Genomic DNA, 17728 nt, shown 5'->3' with positions numbered 1-17728 from the left:
ATATGCAGATAATTATAGTGCGCCATGCCGAGACGATCGAGAACACGTTTCGTATCTGTCAGGGACAGAGGCAAGGGCAACTATCTGAAAGGGGGCTTTGGGAGGCTTCTCAGGTGGCTTTGAGACTGAAGGATGAGCAGATTGACCTCTGTTACACAAGCGACCTCAAGAGGGCGGCGGATACTTGTGCACGAATATCGGAACTTAACGGTCGCTTTGAACCTGTTTTTGATACTCGTTTGAGGGAGCGTTTCTTTGGATCGATGCAAGGCAAGCCATTTCCTCCTACCTATGATGAAGCTCAATTCCCTCCCGAGACAGAGAGTGTCGAAGCCATGGCCGGCAGGCTGCGATCGATCCTTGATGAGTTGATCTTGAAATATGGATGTACAGAGGAACGAGTATTACTCATCAGCCACGGCTTTACCATACGTGTACTTGTTGCAATCTTGCGTGGTTGGCCGCTTTCTCAGGTCTGGGACGTCCCTGATATACTCAATACTTCCGTATCAGTTTTTGAGTATTCAACGGAGGAAGAGAGATGGCATGAACGCTTGTTCAATGACGCATCCCACGTTATGGTGTGATTATCCTTTAGGAGCTTTTGAGCGTAAGTGTGCTATCACATTGATAAGGACGTAAGCTCCAATGGTCGGTACAAATGCAGATAGTCCCATTAGGAGTAGACTGACAACTGCAATCCCGAGAACTATAAAAAGTCCTTTGTCTTTTTTCCAGGTAGGGCGTCCTCCTTTAAGAGAAAACATAGAGACTTCGCTGATCAATAGCCAAGACATGAGTATGATAAGTAGGGGCCATAGGGCATAAACTTTGTATGCTATCATCCTTGGCAGTCCTTCTATCAATTCTATATGACCTGATATCCAATATGCCAAACTTGCCCAAAATAAGGCGTTAGCGGGTGTAGGTAGGCCTATGAATGAGGTAGACTGTCTCTCATCATGGTTGAACTTTGCTAATCTATAAACTGATGCAGGGACTATCAAGAAAGCAAGCCAAGGGAAAATAAACCCAATTCTCTGTAAGGCTATTGTCATCATAGTAGCCGGAGCAACCCCGAATGATATAGCATCAGCAAGGGAGTCAAGATCTTTTCCAAGAGGAGAAAACGCATTGAGCTTACGAGCCATGAAGCCGTCAAGAAAGTCTGCTACGAGGCCTACCGCCATACAAATCATGGCATAGACTAAAAAACCATTAGCCGCAAAGTAAGTAGCTATGGTACCACTTGTTGCGTTTGAGAGGCTGAGTAGATTGGGGATGTGCTGTCTTATTTTCATTATTTAGAATCCCTTAGGCATCCGAGAGGCGTGCGAGAACCGTTTGATTTCCCACAACTTTGTCATCCAACTGTACGAGGATCTCGCTGTCAAGAGGTATGTATATATCCACTCTTGAACCAAACTTAATGAAGCCCATATGATCGTCTATAAAGCACTCCTCTCCCTCTTTAGGGTATGTCACAATGCGTTTTGCGACAGCACCGGCAACTTGGCGCACGAGGATGTCATGCTTGTCCATAGTTCGAATCACCACTGTCGAACGTTCATTCTCCACGCTGCTTTTGGGTAGATAAGCGGCCATAAAGCGCCCTTCGTGATGCCTCACATATTTAACTATTCCATCTACAGGAAACCAATTGGCATGAACGTTGAAAACACTCATGAATATTGATATCATGATACAATCCTTTTGGAGGATCTCAGGCTCATAGACTTCTTCTATGGCGACTATCGTACCGTCCGCAGAGGCGATGACTTTGCCTTTGGGATCAAATGGAAAGCGTCGTAGTGGAGAACGGAAGAAGTTGACCACTAAGCCAAATAGTATCAAAGTGATAGGAAGTACTATATAGAAGGCGAGTTTCGAGTCTAAGGCATAGTACAGGTATACATCTGTGAAAAAGAAGAGCACAAGCACTCCAATAAGAAATCCTGTGCCTTCGCTATGTAACTTGACCTTACGTTTCCTGTATAGTTTCATTTATGAGTTCTTGATTTATAGTTGCAATATTTTATTCTGATTCACAAAGGTACTGATTTACTTGTAATCCTACGTTTACTTGTCTCAAAGTGTAGTGATTCTTATATTTTCAAAGTGAGTTTATACTTCACTATTGGTTGAAAGACACCTTTTTATTGAATATTTTATGAGCTATGGTACTACTTATCCAACCGATAAACAGTATGACAATAATGATATAGAGGATGTCTGTCCAAACTACAGAGACCGGATAAGCCTCCAAAACAAACACTCCACTTGAGGTTTGTTCCAATTTGATGAACCCCAAAGTCTCTTGTAAATAGCTCAATAGCAAGCCGACTGATAACCCAATAGTAAGCCCTGTGATAGATAGTAACCAGCCTTTGATAACTATGATTTTGTCCAAGGTCGAAGCTCTAGCACCTAAGATACTAAGGGTTTTACTATCTTCTTTTTTCTCAATTATAAGCATACCGAGTGTACTTATCACACTAAATAGTGAGAGGATAAGCACAAATACGAGCAAGGCAAAGGATATCCATTTTTCTACTTTGAGCACTTTATAGATATCAGGGTGCTGTTGTACTTTGTTTTGGAGTAGGAGATAGTCCGGTATTTCGGTTTCAAGTTGTTTTAGCAGAGCCTTATCCTGAATATTACCCATAAATATACTTGTGATCATTTCAGGAGAGTACTCCAATAATTCTTGGGTAATAGATAAAGGAAGGATTACTAAGTTTTCGTACTCTGGTTGGTCTGTCTGAAAGACTCCGGTTACAGCCATCTTCTGTCTGTTAAAACTCCGATGGGGCATAGTCAGGGATATGCGTCCTTCCCTTTTGGAAACAACAACCTCAAGAGGCTCCATAAATCCCACTCCGGCTCCTAATCGGGCTGCAATGCCTAATTCTACCATTGCCAGAGGTAGTTCTGCTGTACCCACACCAACTTCTCCATCCACCAGAAGGGATGATACGGGATGCATCTCAAAATAGATCGAGTCAACTCCCAATAGATTGGCAATAGTATGATTTGTCCCATAGTTGGCTATTGCAGGAGCTTCAAAAACACACGCAAACTTGCCTTTTGTCGTTTCTTGGAAAGATGATAGGCTTGTACAATCTTCTCTTTTGAAGGCCTTGCCGTCTCGGTGGATGATACGGTACTCCGGAGAGATTGTGGAAAATTGTGAGGTGATGAAGCTTTCAAATCCATTGAAGATTGATAGAATGCATACCATGGCAGCTGTGACTACGGCAATGCCCATCACGGCAACGGCCGCAATGATATTGACAGCATGAGTACTTTTTCGTGAGAAAAAATACCTGCTGGCGATGAGTCCTGCAATCTTCAGATCATTCTTCATCAGGATAAGGGGCCGGAGAGTCTATTATTCCTTCTCGTTGTCGGTCACCGGTGAGGTTGGGTTCTGACGAAGGAGTTCATCGATGCGCTCGGCGTATGATATTGAGGTGTCGAGATGAAAGATCAGCTCGGGTATCTTCCTGAGTTGAGAACCAACTTGCTTACCAAGATCAAATCTAACTGTTGCCGATCGTTCTTGAATTGCCTTGATGACGTTTTTAGCATTGTCTTCAGGAAAGATACTTAGGTAAACCCTTGCAATGCTGAGGTCAGGAGATACTCTCACCTCAGTGACAGAGATCATAAGACCTCTCATCTTTTGGGTTTCCAAACGGAATAATTCTCCGAGTTCTTTCTGAAGAAGACGTGATATTTTTGTTGTTCTTAGTGAATCCATATGAAAAATAAGTTATTCTATTTTATACATGATTGTGAGTCCATCTCTGATGGGTAAGATGACTTTTTCAAACCTTGAAGATTTGGCCATTCTGTCATTAAATTTTCGGATAGCTACGGTTTGTTCATCCTGTTCGTTGGGATCCACGACCTTGCCATCCCAAAGTGTATTGTCTGCAATCACCACTGCCCCAACAGGTAATCGTTCTTCCAAAAGCTCAATATATTCAACATAGTGACGCTTATTGGCATCAATATAGATCATGTCATACTCTTCAATCGGAAGCTTTGGTATGATTTCAAGGGCATTGCCTATGAGGGAGTGTACTTTTTTTGAGATTTCTAATGTTTTTATTGCTTCCGATATAAATGGTTTCAACTCATCAAAAATCTCTATTGTGGTGATGGATGCATCTTGAGGAAGGGCTTCTGCTATACATGCTGTGGCATAAGCCGAATAGGTCCCCAACTCTAAAACTTTGTGAGGTCTCTGCATCCTCACAAACATTTTCAGCAGTCTTCCTTGTATATGTCCGGACATCATCCTTGGACTCACTAGTCTAAGGTTAGCTTTTCTTGCTAATTTTGCCAATGTCTCCGGCTCTGGATCAGAGTGCGTTTTGACATACTTTTCCAAAAGTAATCGTCGGCGGTGATCTTCAATCATCTTGAGAATTTTTGCTGTCAAAGAAGTCTATAGCTTCTTTCACCTTGTTGAGTTCGAGCATATTAGTCCCCAGGCTGTCTTGTAGGCTACCTCCTATATATGCTACCATATCATCTCTGCTGATCAGATCGTTTTTCATAAGAGTTTTGAGAGCCCGTATGTAGTAGTCTCTTTTACTTTTCCCTTTTTCCTGATATACTGTCCATACACCATAGGAAAGGGCCAACTCTCTCATGACTCTTTCGTTATAGCATATTGCGTATATCGGAGCCGCACCTCTGTATGCCGAGAGATTGCGTGCTGTTCGTCCTGAGTAACTATCGGTAATGATTGCTTTGACCCCTAGCTTTTCTATACTCTTGACAGCTTGGTTGGCAAGATATGCTGTGACGTCTATGGTAGAGTTATCGGGCTTGATACGAGCTCTATACACCCTATGCGATTCCGCTTCAGTGATGATGCGCTTCATTGTTCGAACGGCTTCAACAGGATATTTACCATAGGCTGTCTCTCCACTGAGCATAACAGCATCGGTACGTAGTACGATAGCATTGGCAACATCTGACACCTCTGCTCGTGTGGGACGAGGTGAACTGATCATCGTGTGTAACATTTGTGTTGCCACTATGACGGGGGTCTTCCTGAGAACACATTTCTCGATGATCATACTCTGGATGGCCGGTATTTTTTCGAGAGGAATCTCTATGCCCAGGTCTCCACGAGCGACCATGATACCATAGGCAACGTCAATAATCTCATCGATATTGTTTACTCCCTCTTGGTTTTCAATCTTTGCAATTATCTTGATAGGGCTTTTATGCTCATCTAATATGGCTTGTATGTCTAATACATCTTGCTTATTTCTGACAAAAGAGTGAGCTATAAACTCAACATCATTTTCGATGCAATACTGTATAGTAGCCTTGTCCCTTTCTGTAAGAGATGGGAGATTTATTTTAACTCCGGGGACATTGACACTTTTGCGAGCCCCAAGCACACCGTCATTAAGCACTCCACATTTCAGTCTGTCTCCTTCGTTAGCTAGAACCACTAACTCGATCTCACCGTCATCAAAAAGTATACTTGCTCCGACGGGAACATCTTGGACAAAACCTGTATAGTTTACCGATATTTGCTCTACTGTTGTCTTGATGCTTGGTTCTGCAACAAGATCAATGTGCATCCCTGTGGTCAGTTGTAGGGGTGCGTCACATGTTGTTGTCCGTATCTCAGGCCCTTTTGTATCCATCAAAACAGCAACAGATCTGCTTACCGTACGGATATTGCCGATAACTTTGTCAAATCCTTCTTTGGACATGTGGGCTGAGTTGAGCCTGACAACATTTACCCCCTCATCGACCAAACTTTTTAAGAAGGGAATATCACATTTAAGGTCTGATATGGTGGCAACTATTTTAGTAAACTTATTCATAGTCTTTCTCTTTTATTTTCTTGATGTTAGATGAGCTATAGCCAACCTATATCCGTCAAGTCCCAACCCCATAATCATCCCTGCACAAACATCAGTAAGTACCGTGATATGACGGTGTGCCTCCCGAGTTGCGATCTGAGAGATATGCACTTCGATGACAGGTGAAGGTATCGCTTTGATAGTATCAGCTATTGCGTATGAATAGTGGGATAATGCTCCTGCGTTGAGGACTATGCCATCGGAGTTTCTTGCATTATCCTGAAGGTAGTCTATAATTTCTCCCTCATGATTGGACTGAAAATATATGATACTACATGATGGAAAAATAATCCTCAGCTTTTCAAGATAATCTTCAAATGTTGTCGAACCATATATCTCTGGTTCTCTTGAACCAAGCATGTTCAGGTTAGGACCATTAACGATGTGTATTGTCTTCATCATCTGTTTATTATTTCTCGTTCAGTTGAAGGAGTTCTGTCGGACAATTGATCTCAAGAGCTCTATTTTTGTGGTCAAGTCTTGTTATCCATTCTTCAACAAACGGTATATATATATCACGGTCTGAGTTTTCCACAATCAATAGTATGTTGGCTGTATTTTCATCAATTGCAGAAAGCGTGCCTATTTCACTTCCGGAGCTGTGATATATCTTATATCCTACGAGATGATAGAGTGACAAGTGCTCCATATCTTCTATGTTGATCTGCTCGTCGTATGTGGACTTGGATATATACACTTGTGCATCCCTATATTTATCAGCTTCTTCGCTTGATGATATCCTCCCTACTTTGGTTATGAGATGGTCTTTTGTTCCGGAAAATTCTTCTATTCTGAAAGGTACAGGTATACCATCAATTTCAATAAAGATAAACTCCGGGTCAATATCCAAAAGCACATCACTTTCGAGAGTGAGAACCATCGCACCTTTGTGACCGTGAGTCTTTCGGATATGTCCGTAGGGTATTAACTGGTCTTTATTGATGTGATCAACCATAAGATGCCATTTAGTTTTTTATTCAATTCGGGTGATAGAGGCCCCTATGGCATTGAGGCGAGTGTCTATGTACTGGTATCCTCTATCTATCTGATCAATATTGGCAATTCTGCTGGTCCCTTCAGCAGACATTGCTGCTATAAGCATAGCTATACCTGCACGAATATCCGGAGACACCATATTTGCAGCTCGTAGTCTATTCATCTTGTCAAGACCAATAACTGTCGCTCGGTGAGGATCACATAAGATGATCTGTGCTCCCATATTGATGAGGTTGTCGACAAAGAAAAGCCTACTTTCAAACATTTTTTGGTGTATCAGTACAGAGCCTTTAGCTTGTGTCGCTGCAACAAGAAACACACTTAGTAAATCTGGAGTAAGTCCTGGCCAAGGAGCATCGGCTATTGTCATGATGGATCCATCAATAAAGCTTTCTATCTGATAGTGCTCTTGTGCCGGGATAAAGAGGTCATCGCCCTTTTGATCTATATGTATACCTAATTTTCTGAAAGCGTCAGGTATAATCCCCAACTCCCTTATACAAGCATTTTTGATGGTTATCTCTGACTCTGTCATTGCTGCCATGCCGATAAAACTGCCAACCTCGATCATGTCGGGAAGCATCTCATGTACAGTCCCCGATAGCTTTTCAGTCCCGATGATAGTCAAGAGGTTACTTCCGATCCCTGTGATGTTTCCACCCATGCGCACCAGCATCTTACACAACTGTTGGATATAAGGCTCACAAGCAGCGTTGTATATTGTTGTGGTTCCTTCGGCAAGAACTGCAGCCATGATAATGTTGGCAGTTCCTGTTACAGAGGCTTCATCGAGGAGCATATACGTCCCTTTTAGTTTGTCTGCCTGAATAGAGTATATTTCCTGTTTACTATCGAAGTCAAAGTGAGCCCCAAGTTTAATAAATCCCTCAAAGTGAGTGTCTAATCTTCTTCTCCCGATTTTATCCCCTCCGGGCTTTGCTATGATGGCTCTTCCAAAACGTCCCAAAAGAGGGCCAAGGATGAGTACTGAGCCTCTTAATTTTGAGGTCCTTTCAAGGAATGACTTGGAGTATGCAAAGTCTAAGTTTAAATCATCTGCTATGAAACTATAAGAGTTTTTGTCAAACTTTTTTACTTTGACGCCTAGTTCCTCTAATAATGCAATGAGATTGTTTACATCCAATATGTCTGGAATATTGTGTACTATGACCTCTTGGTCTGTCAAGAGACATGCTGAAATTATCTGTAGAGCTTCATTTTTTGCTCCTTGTGGAATGATATCTCCCTTGAGTCTTCTTCCACCTTCTATCACAAACATTGCCATAATTATTCCCCTTTTATAGTTTCAACAGAATAAAGAATATCTCTATTTCCTTTTCTTTTTGTTATTGTTATTCTTCTTTTTTTGCTGATTATTTGTGTTTTGTGTACTTGTATTCAGCAAGTCTTTCGGATCGGGTAGGGCGCAGCTAAATTCGTCGAGATATATTTCTCCCTTGGACATCTCAAAAAGGTCAGTGAAGATACGTGTATTAGCGACATTGTCCTTATTCCACACTATGTAATCTCGTTTCATCTGAACCGCTATTAACTTTTCGTACTCTTCCCTTTCAGGGCCTTTAGGCATTTTTAGGACGATATCTATCATTTTACCGATGCTATGCCCATAGTGACGGTACGTTGGTGGCTTATTGGTGTGTGAGGGCAAATGGCAGGTTGGGCGACTGTTGTACTGTTCTGCCTTGGAAACTTCATAAGGGAAGTCGATGTCTAACTTAAAATCTGACATAATATAAAGATGATCCCATAATACCTGCCAGTAATCGTCTCTTTCCTTTTGTTTTGGAAAGAAAGCGCTCATTGTATAGACTATCATTTCTGCACAACGCTTGCGTTCCTCTTTATCTTTAAGATTAACACAATAGTCTACCATGTTCTGGATGTGTCGTCCATACTCCGGTAGTCTCAGTTTTTTAGCGGTAGTATTGTAGTCTTTAAACATAAGTTAGATTCCATAGTTAAGAAGTCTCTCTTTTATAGACTTCGTTTGTTGCTCATAGCCCGGCTTCTCGAGGAGTGCAAACATATTTGTCTTGTAGGCTTCCACTCCCGGTTGATCAAATGGATTTACATCAAGAAGATAACCACTTATGCCCACGGCTTTTTCAAAGAAATAAAAGAGCTGGCCTATATAGTACTCATTTAGCTCAGGTAATGATATCTGTAGGTTTGGCACCCCTCCATCCAAATGAGCAAGCATCGTACCTGTTTCAGCCATTTTATTGACTTCGTCAACTCGTTTTTCAGCAATGTAATTTAACCCGTCTAGATTGTCTCTGTCTCTTGGTATGACCACATTGTGTTTCGGTTTCTTTATGCTCAAGAAAGTCTCAAAAATGATGCGTTCTCCCTCTTGGATCCATTGACCCATAGAATGCAAATCTGTCGTGAGATCCACTGCAGCATTAAATATGCCCTTATTCTCTTTTCCTTCACTCTCTCCAAAGAGCTGTTTCCACCATTCAGCAATGAAATGCATTTTAGGATGAAAATTAGCAAGGATTTCCACCTTTTTTCCATTTTTATACAGAGCATTTCGGATAGCAGCATACTGTGCCGATAGGTTGTTTTGAGCATTTACTCCCACAGTTTTTGAGAAGTCCGCAGCTCCTTGAACCAATGCTTTGATATCAAAACCTGCCACAGCAATAGGAAGTAACCCTACCAGTGTGAGTACCGAAAAACGTCCTCCAATATCGTCTGGAATGATATAAGTCTTGTACCCTTCGGCATTTGCCAAGGTCCTGAGAGCGCCTTTTTCTGCATCTGTTATAGCCACTATATGTGTGCGGGCAAACTCTTTTCCCTCTTGATCTTCAAGTTGGGATTTAAGTAGACGAAAGGCTAGTGCCGGTTCTGTCGTTGTTCCGGATTTTGATATGTTGATCAGCCCAAACTTTCGACCTTTCAGAAGCTGTTGTAGTTCATATAAGTAGTCTTCACTGATATGATTCCCCGCATACAACAAAGTTGTTTCTTTTGATCTCTTGAGATGTGCAAAAGAGTCCGAGAGAGCCTCAACCACAGCCTTTGTACCAAGATAAGATCCTCCGATGCCAATTGCAATGACAAATTCACAGTCCCTGCGCAGCAAATCTGCTGTTGCTTTGATATCTGCTATCAAGTTGGAGTCTATCTCCTCAGGAAGTGTGACCCAACCCAAGAAATCAGCTCCTTTACCATTACCCTCATGTAGCGAGACATTACACTCGATAGCTTGTACAAGGAGTTTTTCATAATCAGACCTTACCTGATCTGAGGTTATGGCATTATTTATGTTCAATTCAATGGTGTTCATATCAATCTTCGTACAATTTTTATGACAGTATTTTGGATAATTCATCTATTGCCTCTACAGGATTTCGCCTTTCGTATAGTATGCTGTACATGATTTCTGCGATTGGGATATGAGCCTTCACTGTTTTATTCACTTCATGGATACATTTAGTCCCATAGTAGCCTTCTGCGATCATTTCCATCTCGAGTTGAGCCTGTTTGACAGAGTATCCTTTGCCTATCATTGTTCCAAAAGTTCTGTTACGACTATATCGAGAGTATGCCGTAACAAGTAGATCTCCCAGATATTCTGTCCCCTTTATATCTCGCTCAAGCGGATGTGCGGCATCAATAAATCTAGCCATTTCTCCGATCGCATTGGAGATCAATACTGCTTGGAAATTATCTCCATGACGAATCCCTTGGCATATCCCTGCTGCTATTGCATACACATTTTTTAGTACGCTCGCATATTCAATCCCCGGGACATCATCACTCATGCTACACATGACCTGAGGCCCTTCTATGATTTTTTGTAAGGCGCAAGCCCTCTCTATATCGGCACAACTTACAGTGAGGTATGACAATCGACCAAGTGCGACTTCTTCAGCATGGCATGGCCCACTGATCGCTCCTATCATGTCAATGGGGATATCAAACTCATCTGCGAGGTAGTCTGATATAAGTACATTATCTTCTGGTACAATGCCCTTGATTGCATTTAGGAAAAACTTTCCTTTAAGCATTTCGGGTTTTAGCTTTCCAAGTACATTTTTGATGTATGGAGATGGTGTTACGAGAAGTATGGTGTCTGACTCCTCCACGATCCTTGGAATGTCCGTGTGGAAACTTATTCTATCTATGTCAAACTCCTGGTTTGTGAGATAAGAGGGATTATGTCCAAGTTGTTTAAACTGTCGTACAGTTTCCTTGAATCGAAAATACCAGTTGATCTTTGGTTGCGTGGCAAGTATGATTTTTGCAAGAGCTGTACCCCAGCTACCACTCCCTATGATACCAATACGTCCCGGTGTCCACTTCGATTCAAAATTCTTCGTATTCATTTCTTCAACTGTCCTATTCACAACTCTTTCTTGAGTCTGTGAGGGTGAAATGTGCAGAAATGTCACATGATATTGAAAAGTATTCCGTGTGACATTTCTGTCTTAGATGTCATTATTCAGCCTTAGGCTTCATCTGTGGGAAGAGAAGTACCTCCTGTATGCTTTCCTGGCCGGTGAGCAGCATGACAAGCCTATCCATCCCTATACCCATACCACTTGTTGGAGGCATCCCATACTCAAGAGCTCTGACAAAGTCTTGGTCAATGAACATGGCTTCATCATCTCCTTTTTCAGATAGTTTGAGTTGCTCTTGAAATCTTTCTTTCTGATCGATTGGATCGTTAAGTTCAGAGTATGCATTAGCAATTTCTTTGCCATTGATCATGAGCTCAAAACGCTCTGTAAGGCCATCAATACTTCTATGCTTCTTTGTCAATGGGGACATCTCTATAGGATAGTCGGTGATGAAGGTTGGTTGGATGAAGTTGCCTTCGCATTTCTCCCCAAAAATTTCATCTATAAGCTTTCCTTTACCCATTGCAGGGGTTGTTTCTATGTGGAGATCCTTGCATACTTTTCTCAAAGCGGTTTCATCCATCCCTTCGATGTTTACGCCTGTATATTTTAGGATGGCCTCGCTCATAGATATGCGAGGGTAAGGGGCTTTGAAGTCTATTTCTCGACCACCTACTTGCACTTTGGTTCCCCCCGTAACCTCTATGGCGATCCGCTCAAGTAGCTGTTCGGTCATTTCCATCATCCAATTGTAGTCCTTGTATGCAACATAGATCTCCATACAAGTAAATTCCGGATTGTGGGTGCGGTCCATACCTTCATTGCGGAAATTGCGACTGAACTCATACACACCATCAAATCCTCCTACAATCAGGCGCTTTAGGTAAAGCTCATTGGCGATGCGCAAGTAGAGAGGAATATCCAGAGCATTGTGGTGAGTGATAAATGGGCGTGCTGCTGCTCCTCCGGGAATGCTTTGAAGCACCGGAGTATCCACCTCGAGGTAACCCCTTTCATTGAAGAAATTACGCATCGTGTTGAATACCTTGGTGCGCTTAAGGAATATTTCCTTGACTTCCGGATTGACAATAAGGTCTACATAACGCTGTCTGTATCTTTGTTCAGGGTCTGTAAATGCGTCATAAGTCACACCATCTTTGACCTTCACTACCGGTAGCGGACGGAGAGATTTAGAGAGAATTGTCAGTCCTTGAACATGGACGGATATTTCTCCCATTTTTGTGCGGAAGACATGTCCTTTTATGCCTACGATGTCACCTATGTCGAGTAGCTTCTTGAAGACTGTGTTGTACAACTCCTTGTTTTCTCCCGGACAGATATCATCACGAGTGATATACAGCTGTATCCTGCCGGTTGAGTCTTGTAGTTCACAGAATGCGGCTTTGCCCATGATGCGTCTGCTCATGATACGTCCGGACATGGATACCTGACGCACAGGAGCATCATCTTGGAAGTTCTCCTTAGCTTCTACTGCATATCCATCTACAGGGAACAGTGCAGCAGGATAGGGCTCTATTCCCATTTCTCTCAACTTTTGGAGACTTTCTCTTCTAAATATTTCTTGTTCGCTTAATTCGTGAGTACTCATGTATGCTATGATATAATCTTAGTTGTAATAATCAAATAGAAAGCACTTTCTATGCAAAGATAATCATTTAATCCGTTAGCACCTCTTTATTTTATTGCGTGTTTATCATCAAATTAAGGGCTTTCGGTATAATCGTTTAATCTGTGAAAAGACCCTTTTGGGCTCAGTTGAAATCGTACTGGAATATGGTTTTGATGCTAAAGGTTCAATCAAACAGACTGGACTGTGATGGCCTATTTACAGATTTATCTCCTTTCTGAAATATAATGGGGGCAGTGCCTAAGCTTTGGCTTATGACACTACCCCTATTGTATGCTGGTTCTAACTTATGTTTAGAGCTTGTGTTCAGAGATATATCTCTCAGCTTCCATAGCAGCTTTACATCCACTGCCCGCTGCTGTAATGGCTTGGCGATAGAGAGGATCTGCTACGTCTCCGGCCGCAAAGACCCCTTCGATGTTGGTTTTAGGAGTTTGTCCTTTTGTGATGATATACCCTACCTCGTCAAGTTCGAGTACGCCCTTAAACAGGTCTGTGTTAGGAGTATGGCCGATAGCAAGGAAGAAGCCATCAATTGCGATGTCTACCTTCTCTTCATCAGGCTGTCCCTTTCTTTTCACAAGATGAGCACCTTCGACTCCATCTTCACCGAAAAGACCAATTGTGTTATGCTCAAAGAGCACTTCGATCTTTTCGTTTTCCATTACTCTTTCCTGCATGACTTTAGATGCTCTGAGGTAGTCTTTACGTACGATCAGATATACTTTCTTTGCAAGAGAAGATAGGTAGATTGCTTCTTCACAAGCAGTGTCACCACCACCAACGACAGCAACCACCTTGTTGCGGTAGAAAAATCCGTCGCATGTTGCACATGCGCTTACACCCATACCCATGTACTTCTTTTCATCTTCGAGACCTAGGTACTTAGCTGTCGCACCTGTCGCAATTATGAGTGTATCTGCCTTGATTTCGTAAGCTCCGTCGTCAATAGTGGCTATGAATGGACGATTTTGGATGTCTACCTTCGTAACAGTACCCGTAATCATCTTTGTACCAAATCTTTCTGCTTGTTCCTTGATGTCTACCATCAACTCAGATCCGGTGATGCCTTTTGGGTATCCGGGGAAGTTTTCTACTTCCGTGGTTGTTGTGAGTTGTCCTCCCGGTTGGATACCTTCGATGAGTATCGGTTCAAGGTTCGCACGAGATGCGTAGATGGCAGCTGTATATCCAGCCGGCCCGGAGCCGATGATCAGACAGCGGGTCTTTAGATTTTCTTTGCTCATAGCTTGTTATATATTTTTTGATTTAGTTACTATGCTTCAACCGGATAAGTAGGCCTTTTGTTCAGATCTGCGCGTTGCGACCTCGATTATCTGAGATCTATGATCTCTATATTTGGCTCTTTGTCAGGAGTATAGCTGAAAAGTTGTTGATCGATTTTTATGTTTTGTTTGATGGCCTTTATCTGGATCTTTATTTTTTGTCGTAGTCCCTTCTCTTTGATTTCTATTGTTTTCAAAGGTTCTTTTTTGTCCCCCCATATGCTGACCATTTCGATCGGGGTCACGTTGGGTTTTAGTGGGACCGCTGTTATGTTATGACCTGATGGAGTATTTTTGGATGAGAGCTTGTACTCTTTGGATGTTATTTGGGATAATCCGATCAATGGGTTGATGTCGATTATCTCGCTTGTTGTTGGATGAGACAGATTTATCTCTCCATTGGAATATAGGTATATCCATAACTCTCTGCCATTGTACCAGGCTTTGAGTTCAGAGGTCTCGAGGTAGAACATATTTTTATGGGCATAATAAGTCCCACTGCCGGCGTCATCAGATCCCATTGTCTCTATCGAGAAATCTATTGACAACCCATTGTCGCTTTTTACCTTTGATAGAGCTTGATTTATTGGGGATGTCGTCTGTGCAGGTGCTATTATGGGTGAAACTAATAGTAGCAATGCCAATAATATTTTTTGTGTCATAAGTTGCCGTTTTTGTTAAAATTGCATCAGTATCTCATTGAGGTGCTCTTCGCTCTTGATAAGTACCTCTCGGCCTTTGCTACCGTCCGGAGCACTTACAATTCCTGCTGCTTCGAGCTGATCCATGAGGCGTCCCGCTCTATTGTATCCGATAGAAAATTTTCTCTGAATAAAGGATACCGAGCCTTGTTGCTCGAGTACAAGCATCCTTGCGACTTGATCGAAAAGAGGGTCTCTTTCGTCAAGATCGATCATTCCGGGGATATCACCCATACCTCCATCTCCGGAAGATACCTCCGGTAACTCATATGCGTGAGAAAATCCTCTCTGTGCTGAGATGTAGTCAACGATACGATTGACTTCAGGAGTATCTACAAATGCGCATTGCACGCGGATAAACTCGTTACCCTGTGAGTACAAGAGGTCTCCCTTTCCTACAAGCCTGTTTGCGCCGGGAGAGTCAAGGATGGTCCGAGAGTCGATCATAGAAAAAACTCTGAAGGAGATACGTCCCGGGAAGTTAGCTTTGATTGTACCTGTAATGATGCTTGCTGTAGGGCGTTGAGTTGCGATGATAGCGTGGATTCCCACCGCTCGAGCCTTTTGTGCAAGTCTTGCAATCGGTAGCTCTATCTCCTTTCCTGCTGTCATGATAAGGTCTCCGTACTCATCTATGATGACCACAATATATGGCATGAATCGATGTCCATTGGCAGGATTGAGACGTCTGCTTTTGAATAGTTCGTTGTATTCCTTCAGATTGCGCACTTTCGCCTTGGTTAGGAGCTCGTACCTGTCATCCATCTCTTTGCATAGAGAGTTCAGAGTGGTGACTACGCGTTTGGTATCCGTAATGATACAATCCTTTTCGTCTGCAAGTTTGGCCATATAATGCTTTTCTATTGCAGAATACACGCTGAATTCTACCATTTTGGGGTCTATCATGACAAACTTCAGTTCCGCAGGATGTTTCCGATAGAGTAGGGAGGTGATGACGGCATTGAGTCCGACAGATTTACCTTGACCTGTTGCACCGGCAACAAGCAAATGTGGCACTTTGGCAAGGTCAAATGTAAATACTTCATTGGTGATAGTACGTCCCAGCGCAACGGGAAGCTCATACTTTGCTTCTTGAAATTTCTTTGATGCTATTACCGAACGCATCCCTACAACCTGAGCATTTTTGTTGGGGACTTCAAGACCGACAGTGCCCTTGCCTGGCATCGGGGCGATGATACGTATGCCAAGTGCTGACAAGCTCAGGGCAATATCATCTTCAAGGTTTCGTATCCTGGATATCTTGACCCCGGACTCCGGAACCACTTCATATAGAGTGATCGTGGGGCCTACAGTTGCGCGTATGGAAGTGATGCCTATGCCGAAGTTTTTGAGTGTCTCTGTGATACTCTCTTTGTTTTTTTGAACTTCTTCGTGGTCAATACTGATATCCCCCATTGCTCTGTCATCAAGCAAGTCAAGGGTGGGCATCTTGTACTGTCCGAGGTCAAGCCTTGGGTCATATTCTCCAAATTCTTGTACCAGTTGTCTTGCTTTGTCCTCGGGAGAGGTTTCTATGGGTAGTTCCGGATCTTCTTTTCTAGCGTCAATGATCTCGATATCCAACTCTCCGTCTTCAGATCTTGTCGTGTGCGGGATCTCTTCATCCTGTGCTACGTCACTCCATTCTATTGTATCTTGTGCCACCGTGTCATCGGAGGTATCTTCGATGTCAAATATTTCAGGATCTGATGTGTTTTCTTCGGGCTTTGTTGGGATCTCATTAACCTCTTTATTTTTCTTTTTGATCAAAAGTTTTTGCCACCATTTAGGTTGAGATATTTGTGTGTCAAGACCTTCTGTTGAAAGAGTCGTGCCTCTTCGGTCATTTTGTGAGGTTACCCATGTCTTGTATCTTTCTTTCACCGATTTGAAGAAGATAAAAAGTGTAATCAGAAGTGCCGTGATTAGTACAAGAATGATTCCAAAATAACCTATCTGCCCGTGTAGGTATTTATGTAGTTCTTCCCCCACAATACCCCCGGGTCTGAAAAAGAGGCTTTCGTTCCATGGTTCAAGGATGGTTGTCAGGAAAAGTGAGGTCCAGAAGATCGCAATTGATGAGAATATGAACATCTTTATCCTCTTCATCCCATTTCTTCGCAAAATACTGAGTCCCAAGTATAGCATGTAGATGAATGCGATGATTACAGAAAGACCGACCCAACCATTCACTAGTGTATGCATCAGGTAAGCACCTCTGAAGCCGGATGGGTTTGAAGTGCTACTTACGGCCTCTTGCATCTCTATGGTCTTGCTTGTCATGATACTTTGATCATCACTACCTGTGAATATATAAGTAATATATGAGTAGATCGAAAATATTGATATCGCAAGGAGAAGAATCCCTATGATAGGAGCAATATTGTCCTTCAAGGTTTCTCCACTAAAGATCTGGCGAGTAAAATTTTTTATGTTGATAGGCTTTGACTGAGAGTTACTGTGCCTGTTTGTTCTACTGTTCTTTCTCATTTTGACTCTTGTAGCATTTGATTTGCTATCCCACAAAAATAGCGATTTCTGAGGTTATATTGATTATAATCGTAATAAACTTGCCTAAAAGTGAGTCTGTGGCGAATTTATGCAACCTTTGATAAGCCCATAATTAATAGGTCAATTGATTTAGGATTTTCAAAGGTCTGTATTTGATATCTCATGACGCTGCTTTGAGGGCATAAAAAAGGTTGTCTAACTTGATTCGTCAAGTTAGACACGTTGATTTGTCAAGTTAGACTGATTGATTTGTTGTGCTATAACAACAGATTCACTACATTTGCTTACTAAATTTTTACGCTCGTCG

At 42.3% G+C, this 17728-nt stretch carries 17 protein-coding genes; 1 reads left to right on the top strand and 16 read right to left on the bottom strand.

What is annotated here, in order from left to right:
• Nucleotides 1-2: 2 nt before the first annotated feature.
• Nucleotides 3-587: a histidine phosphatase family protein gene (locus Q4A14_RS00085; protein ID WP_303169012.1), complete on the top strand. Its 585-nt coding sequence runs from the start codon at nucleotides 3-5 to the stop codon at nucleotides 585-587.
• Here Q4A14_RS00085 and pssA read toward each other — a convergent pair whose 3' ends face one another.
• From pssA to Q4A14_RS00005, 16 genes are all read right to left on the bottom strand, one after another.
• The gene (gene pssA, locus Q4A14_RS00080) at nucleotides 588-1301 is read right to left on the bottom strand and encodes a CDP-diacylglycerol--serine O-phosphatidyltransferase (protein ID WP_303169010.1); all 714 of its coding nucleotides are present in this window, start codon (nucleotides 1299-1301) and stop codon (nucleotides 588-590) included.
• Between the two features lie 13 nt (nucleotides 1302-1314).
• Nucleotides 1315-2004 (bottom strand): phosphatidylserine decarboxylase family protein, encoded by a 690-nt coding sequence (locus Q4A14_RS00075; protein WP_303169008.1) that lies wholly within the window; start codon nucleotides 2002-2004, stop codon nucleotides 1315-1317.
• 130 nt (nucleotides 2005-2134) lie between these two features.
• Nucleotides 2135-3370, bottom strand: a complete 1236-nt coding sequence (locus Q4A14_RS00070; RefSeq protein ID WP_303169007.1) for an ABC transporter permease — start codon at nucleotides 3368-3370, stop codon at nucleotides 2135-2137.
• 24 nt (nucleotides 3371-3394) lie between these two features.
• Nucleotides 3395-3766 (bottom strand): 30S ribosome-binding factor RbfA, encoded by a 372-nt coding sequence (gene rbfA / locus Q4A14_RS00065; RefSeq protein ID WP_303169006.1) that lies wholly within the window; start codon nucleotides 3764-3766, stop codon nucleotides 3395-3397.
• 12 nt (nucleotides 3767-3778) lie between these two features.
• Nucleotides 3779-4432: an O-methyltransferase gene (locus tag Q4A14_RS00060; RefSeq protein ID WP_303169005.1), complete on the bottom strand. Its 654-nt coding sequence runs from the start codon at nucleotides 4430-4432 to the stop codon at nucleotides 3779-3781.
• Nucleotides 4425-5864 carry a pyruvate kinase gene (pyk, locus tag Q4A14_RS00055; protein WP_303169004.1) on the bottom strand — a complete coding sequence of 480 codons (1440 nt, stop codon included), beginning with the start codon at nucleotides 5862-5864 and terminating at the stop codon, nucleotides 4425-4427. The genes Q4A14_RS00060 and pyk overlap by 8 nt, the downstream gene beginning before the upstream one ends.
• Before the next feature lie 12 nt (nucleotides 5865-5876).
• Nucleotides 5877-6302, bottom strand: a complete 426-nt coding sequence (locus Q4A14_RS00050) for a type II 3-dehydroquinate dehydratase (RefSeq protein WP_303169139.1) — start codon at nucleotides 6300-6302, stop codon at nucleotides 5877-5879.
• Between the two features lie 10 nt (nucleotides 6303-6312).
• Nucleotides 6313-6858: a ribosome maturation factor RimM gene (rimM, locus tag Q4A14_RS00045; protein ID WP_303169003.1), complete on the bottom strand. Its 546-nt coding sequence runs from the start codon at nucleotides 6856-6858 to the stop codon at nucleotides 6313-6315.
• A gap of 18 nt (nucleotides 6859-6876) precedes the next feature.
• Complete coding sequence (gene murA / locus Q4A14_RS00040) at nucleotides 6877-8184, bottom strand: UDP-N-acetylglucosamine 1-carboxyvinyltransferase (protein WP_303169002.1); 1308 nt, start codon at nucleotides 8182-8184, stop codon at nucleotides 6877-6879.
• A gap of 42 nt (nucleotides 8185-8226) precedes the next feature.
• Nucleotides 8227-8862 carry a DUF4290 domain-containing protein gene (locus Q4A14_RS00035; protein ID WP_303169001.1) on the bottom strand — a complete coding sequence of 212 codons (636 nt, stop codon included), beginning with the start codon at nucleotides 8860-8862 and terminating at the stop codon, nucleotides 8227-8229.
• 3 nt (nucleotides 8863-8865) lie between these two features.
• The gene (locus tag Q4A14_RS00030) at nucleotides 8866-10218 is read right to left on the bottom strand and encodes a glucose-6-phosphate isomerase (protein WP_303169000.1); all 1353 of its coding nucleotides are present in this window, start codon (nucleotides 10216-10218) and stop codon (nucleotides 8866-8868) included.
• 19 nt (nucleotides 10219-10237) lie between these two features.
• Entirely contained in the window at nucleotides 10238-11260 is a 1023-nt protein-coding gene (locus Q4A14_RS00025; RefSeq protein WP_303168999.1) for an NAD(P)H-dependent glycerol-3-phosphate dehydrogenase, read from the bottom strand.
• 112 nt (nucleotides 11261-11372) lie between these two features.
• The gene (gene lysS / locus Q4A14_RS00020) at nucleotides 11373-12884 is read right to left on the bottom strand and encodes a lysine--tRNA ligase (protein ID WP_303168998.1); all 1512 of its coding nucleotides are present in this window, start codon (nucleotides 12882-12884) and stop codon (nucleotides 11373-11375) included.
• 332 nt (nucleotides 12885-13216) lie between these two features.
• Nucleotides 13217-14170, bottom strand: a complete 954-nt coding sequence (trxB, locus tag Q4A14_RS00015) for a thioredoxin-disulfide reductase (RefSeq protein WP_303168997.1) — start codon at nucleotides 14168-14170, stop codon at nucleotides 13217-13219.
• An 86-nt stretch (nucleotides 14171-14256) separates the two neighbouring features.
• Nucleotides 14257-14871, bottom strand: a complete 615-nt coding sequence (locus Q4A14_RS00010) for a LolA-like putative outer membrane lipoprotein chaperone (protein ID WP_303168996.1) — start codon at nucleotides 14869-14871, stop codon at nucleotides 14257-14259.
• A 15-nt stretch (nucleotides 14872-14886) separates the two neighbouring features.
• On the bottom strand, nucleotides 14887-17400 hold the full coding sequence (locus Q4A14_RS00005) for a DNA translocase FtsK (RefSeq protein ID WP_303168995.1): 2514 nt from the start codon (nucleotides 17398-17400) through the stop codon (nucleotides 14887-14889).
• Nucleotides 17401-17728 lie beyond the last annotated feature (328 nt).

It is taken from the genome of Porphyromonas sp., assembly GCF_030529325.1.
In the GTDB taxonomy this organism is placed as follows: Bacteria; Bacteroidota; Bacteroidia; order Bacteroidales; family Porphyromonadaceae; genus Porphyromonas_A.
Note: the sequence above shows the minus strand (reverse complement) of the source record. Positions and strands in the feature narration are given on the sequence as shown.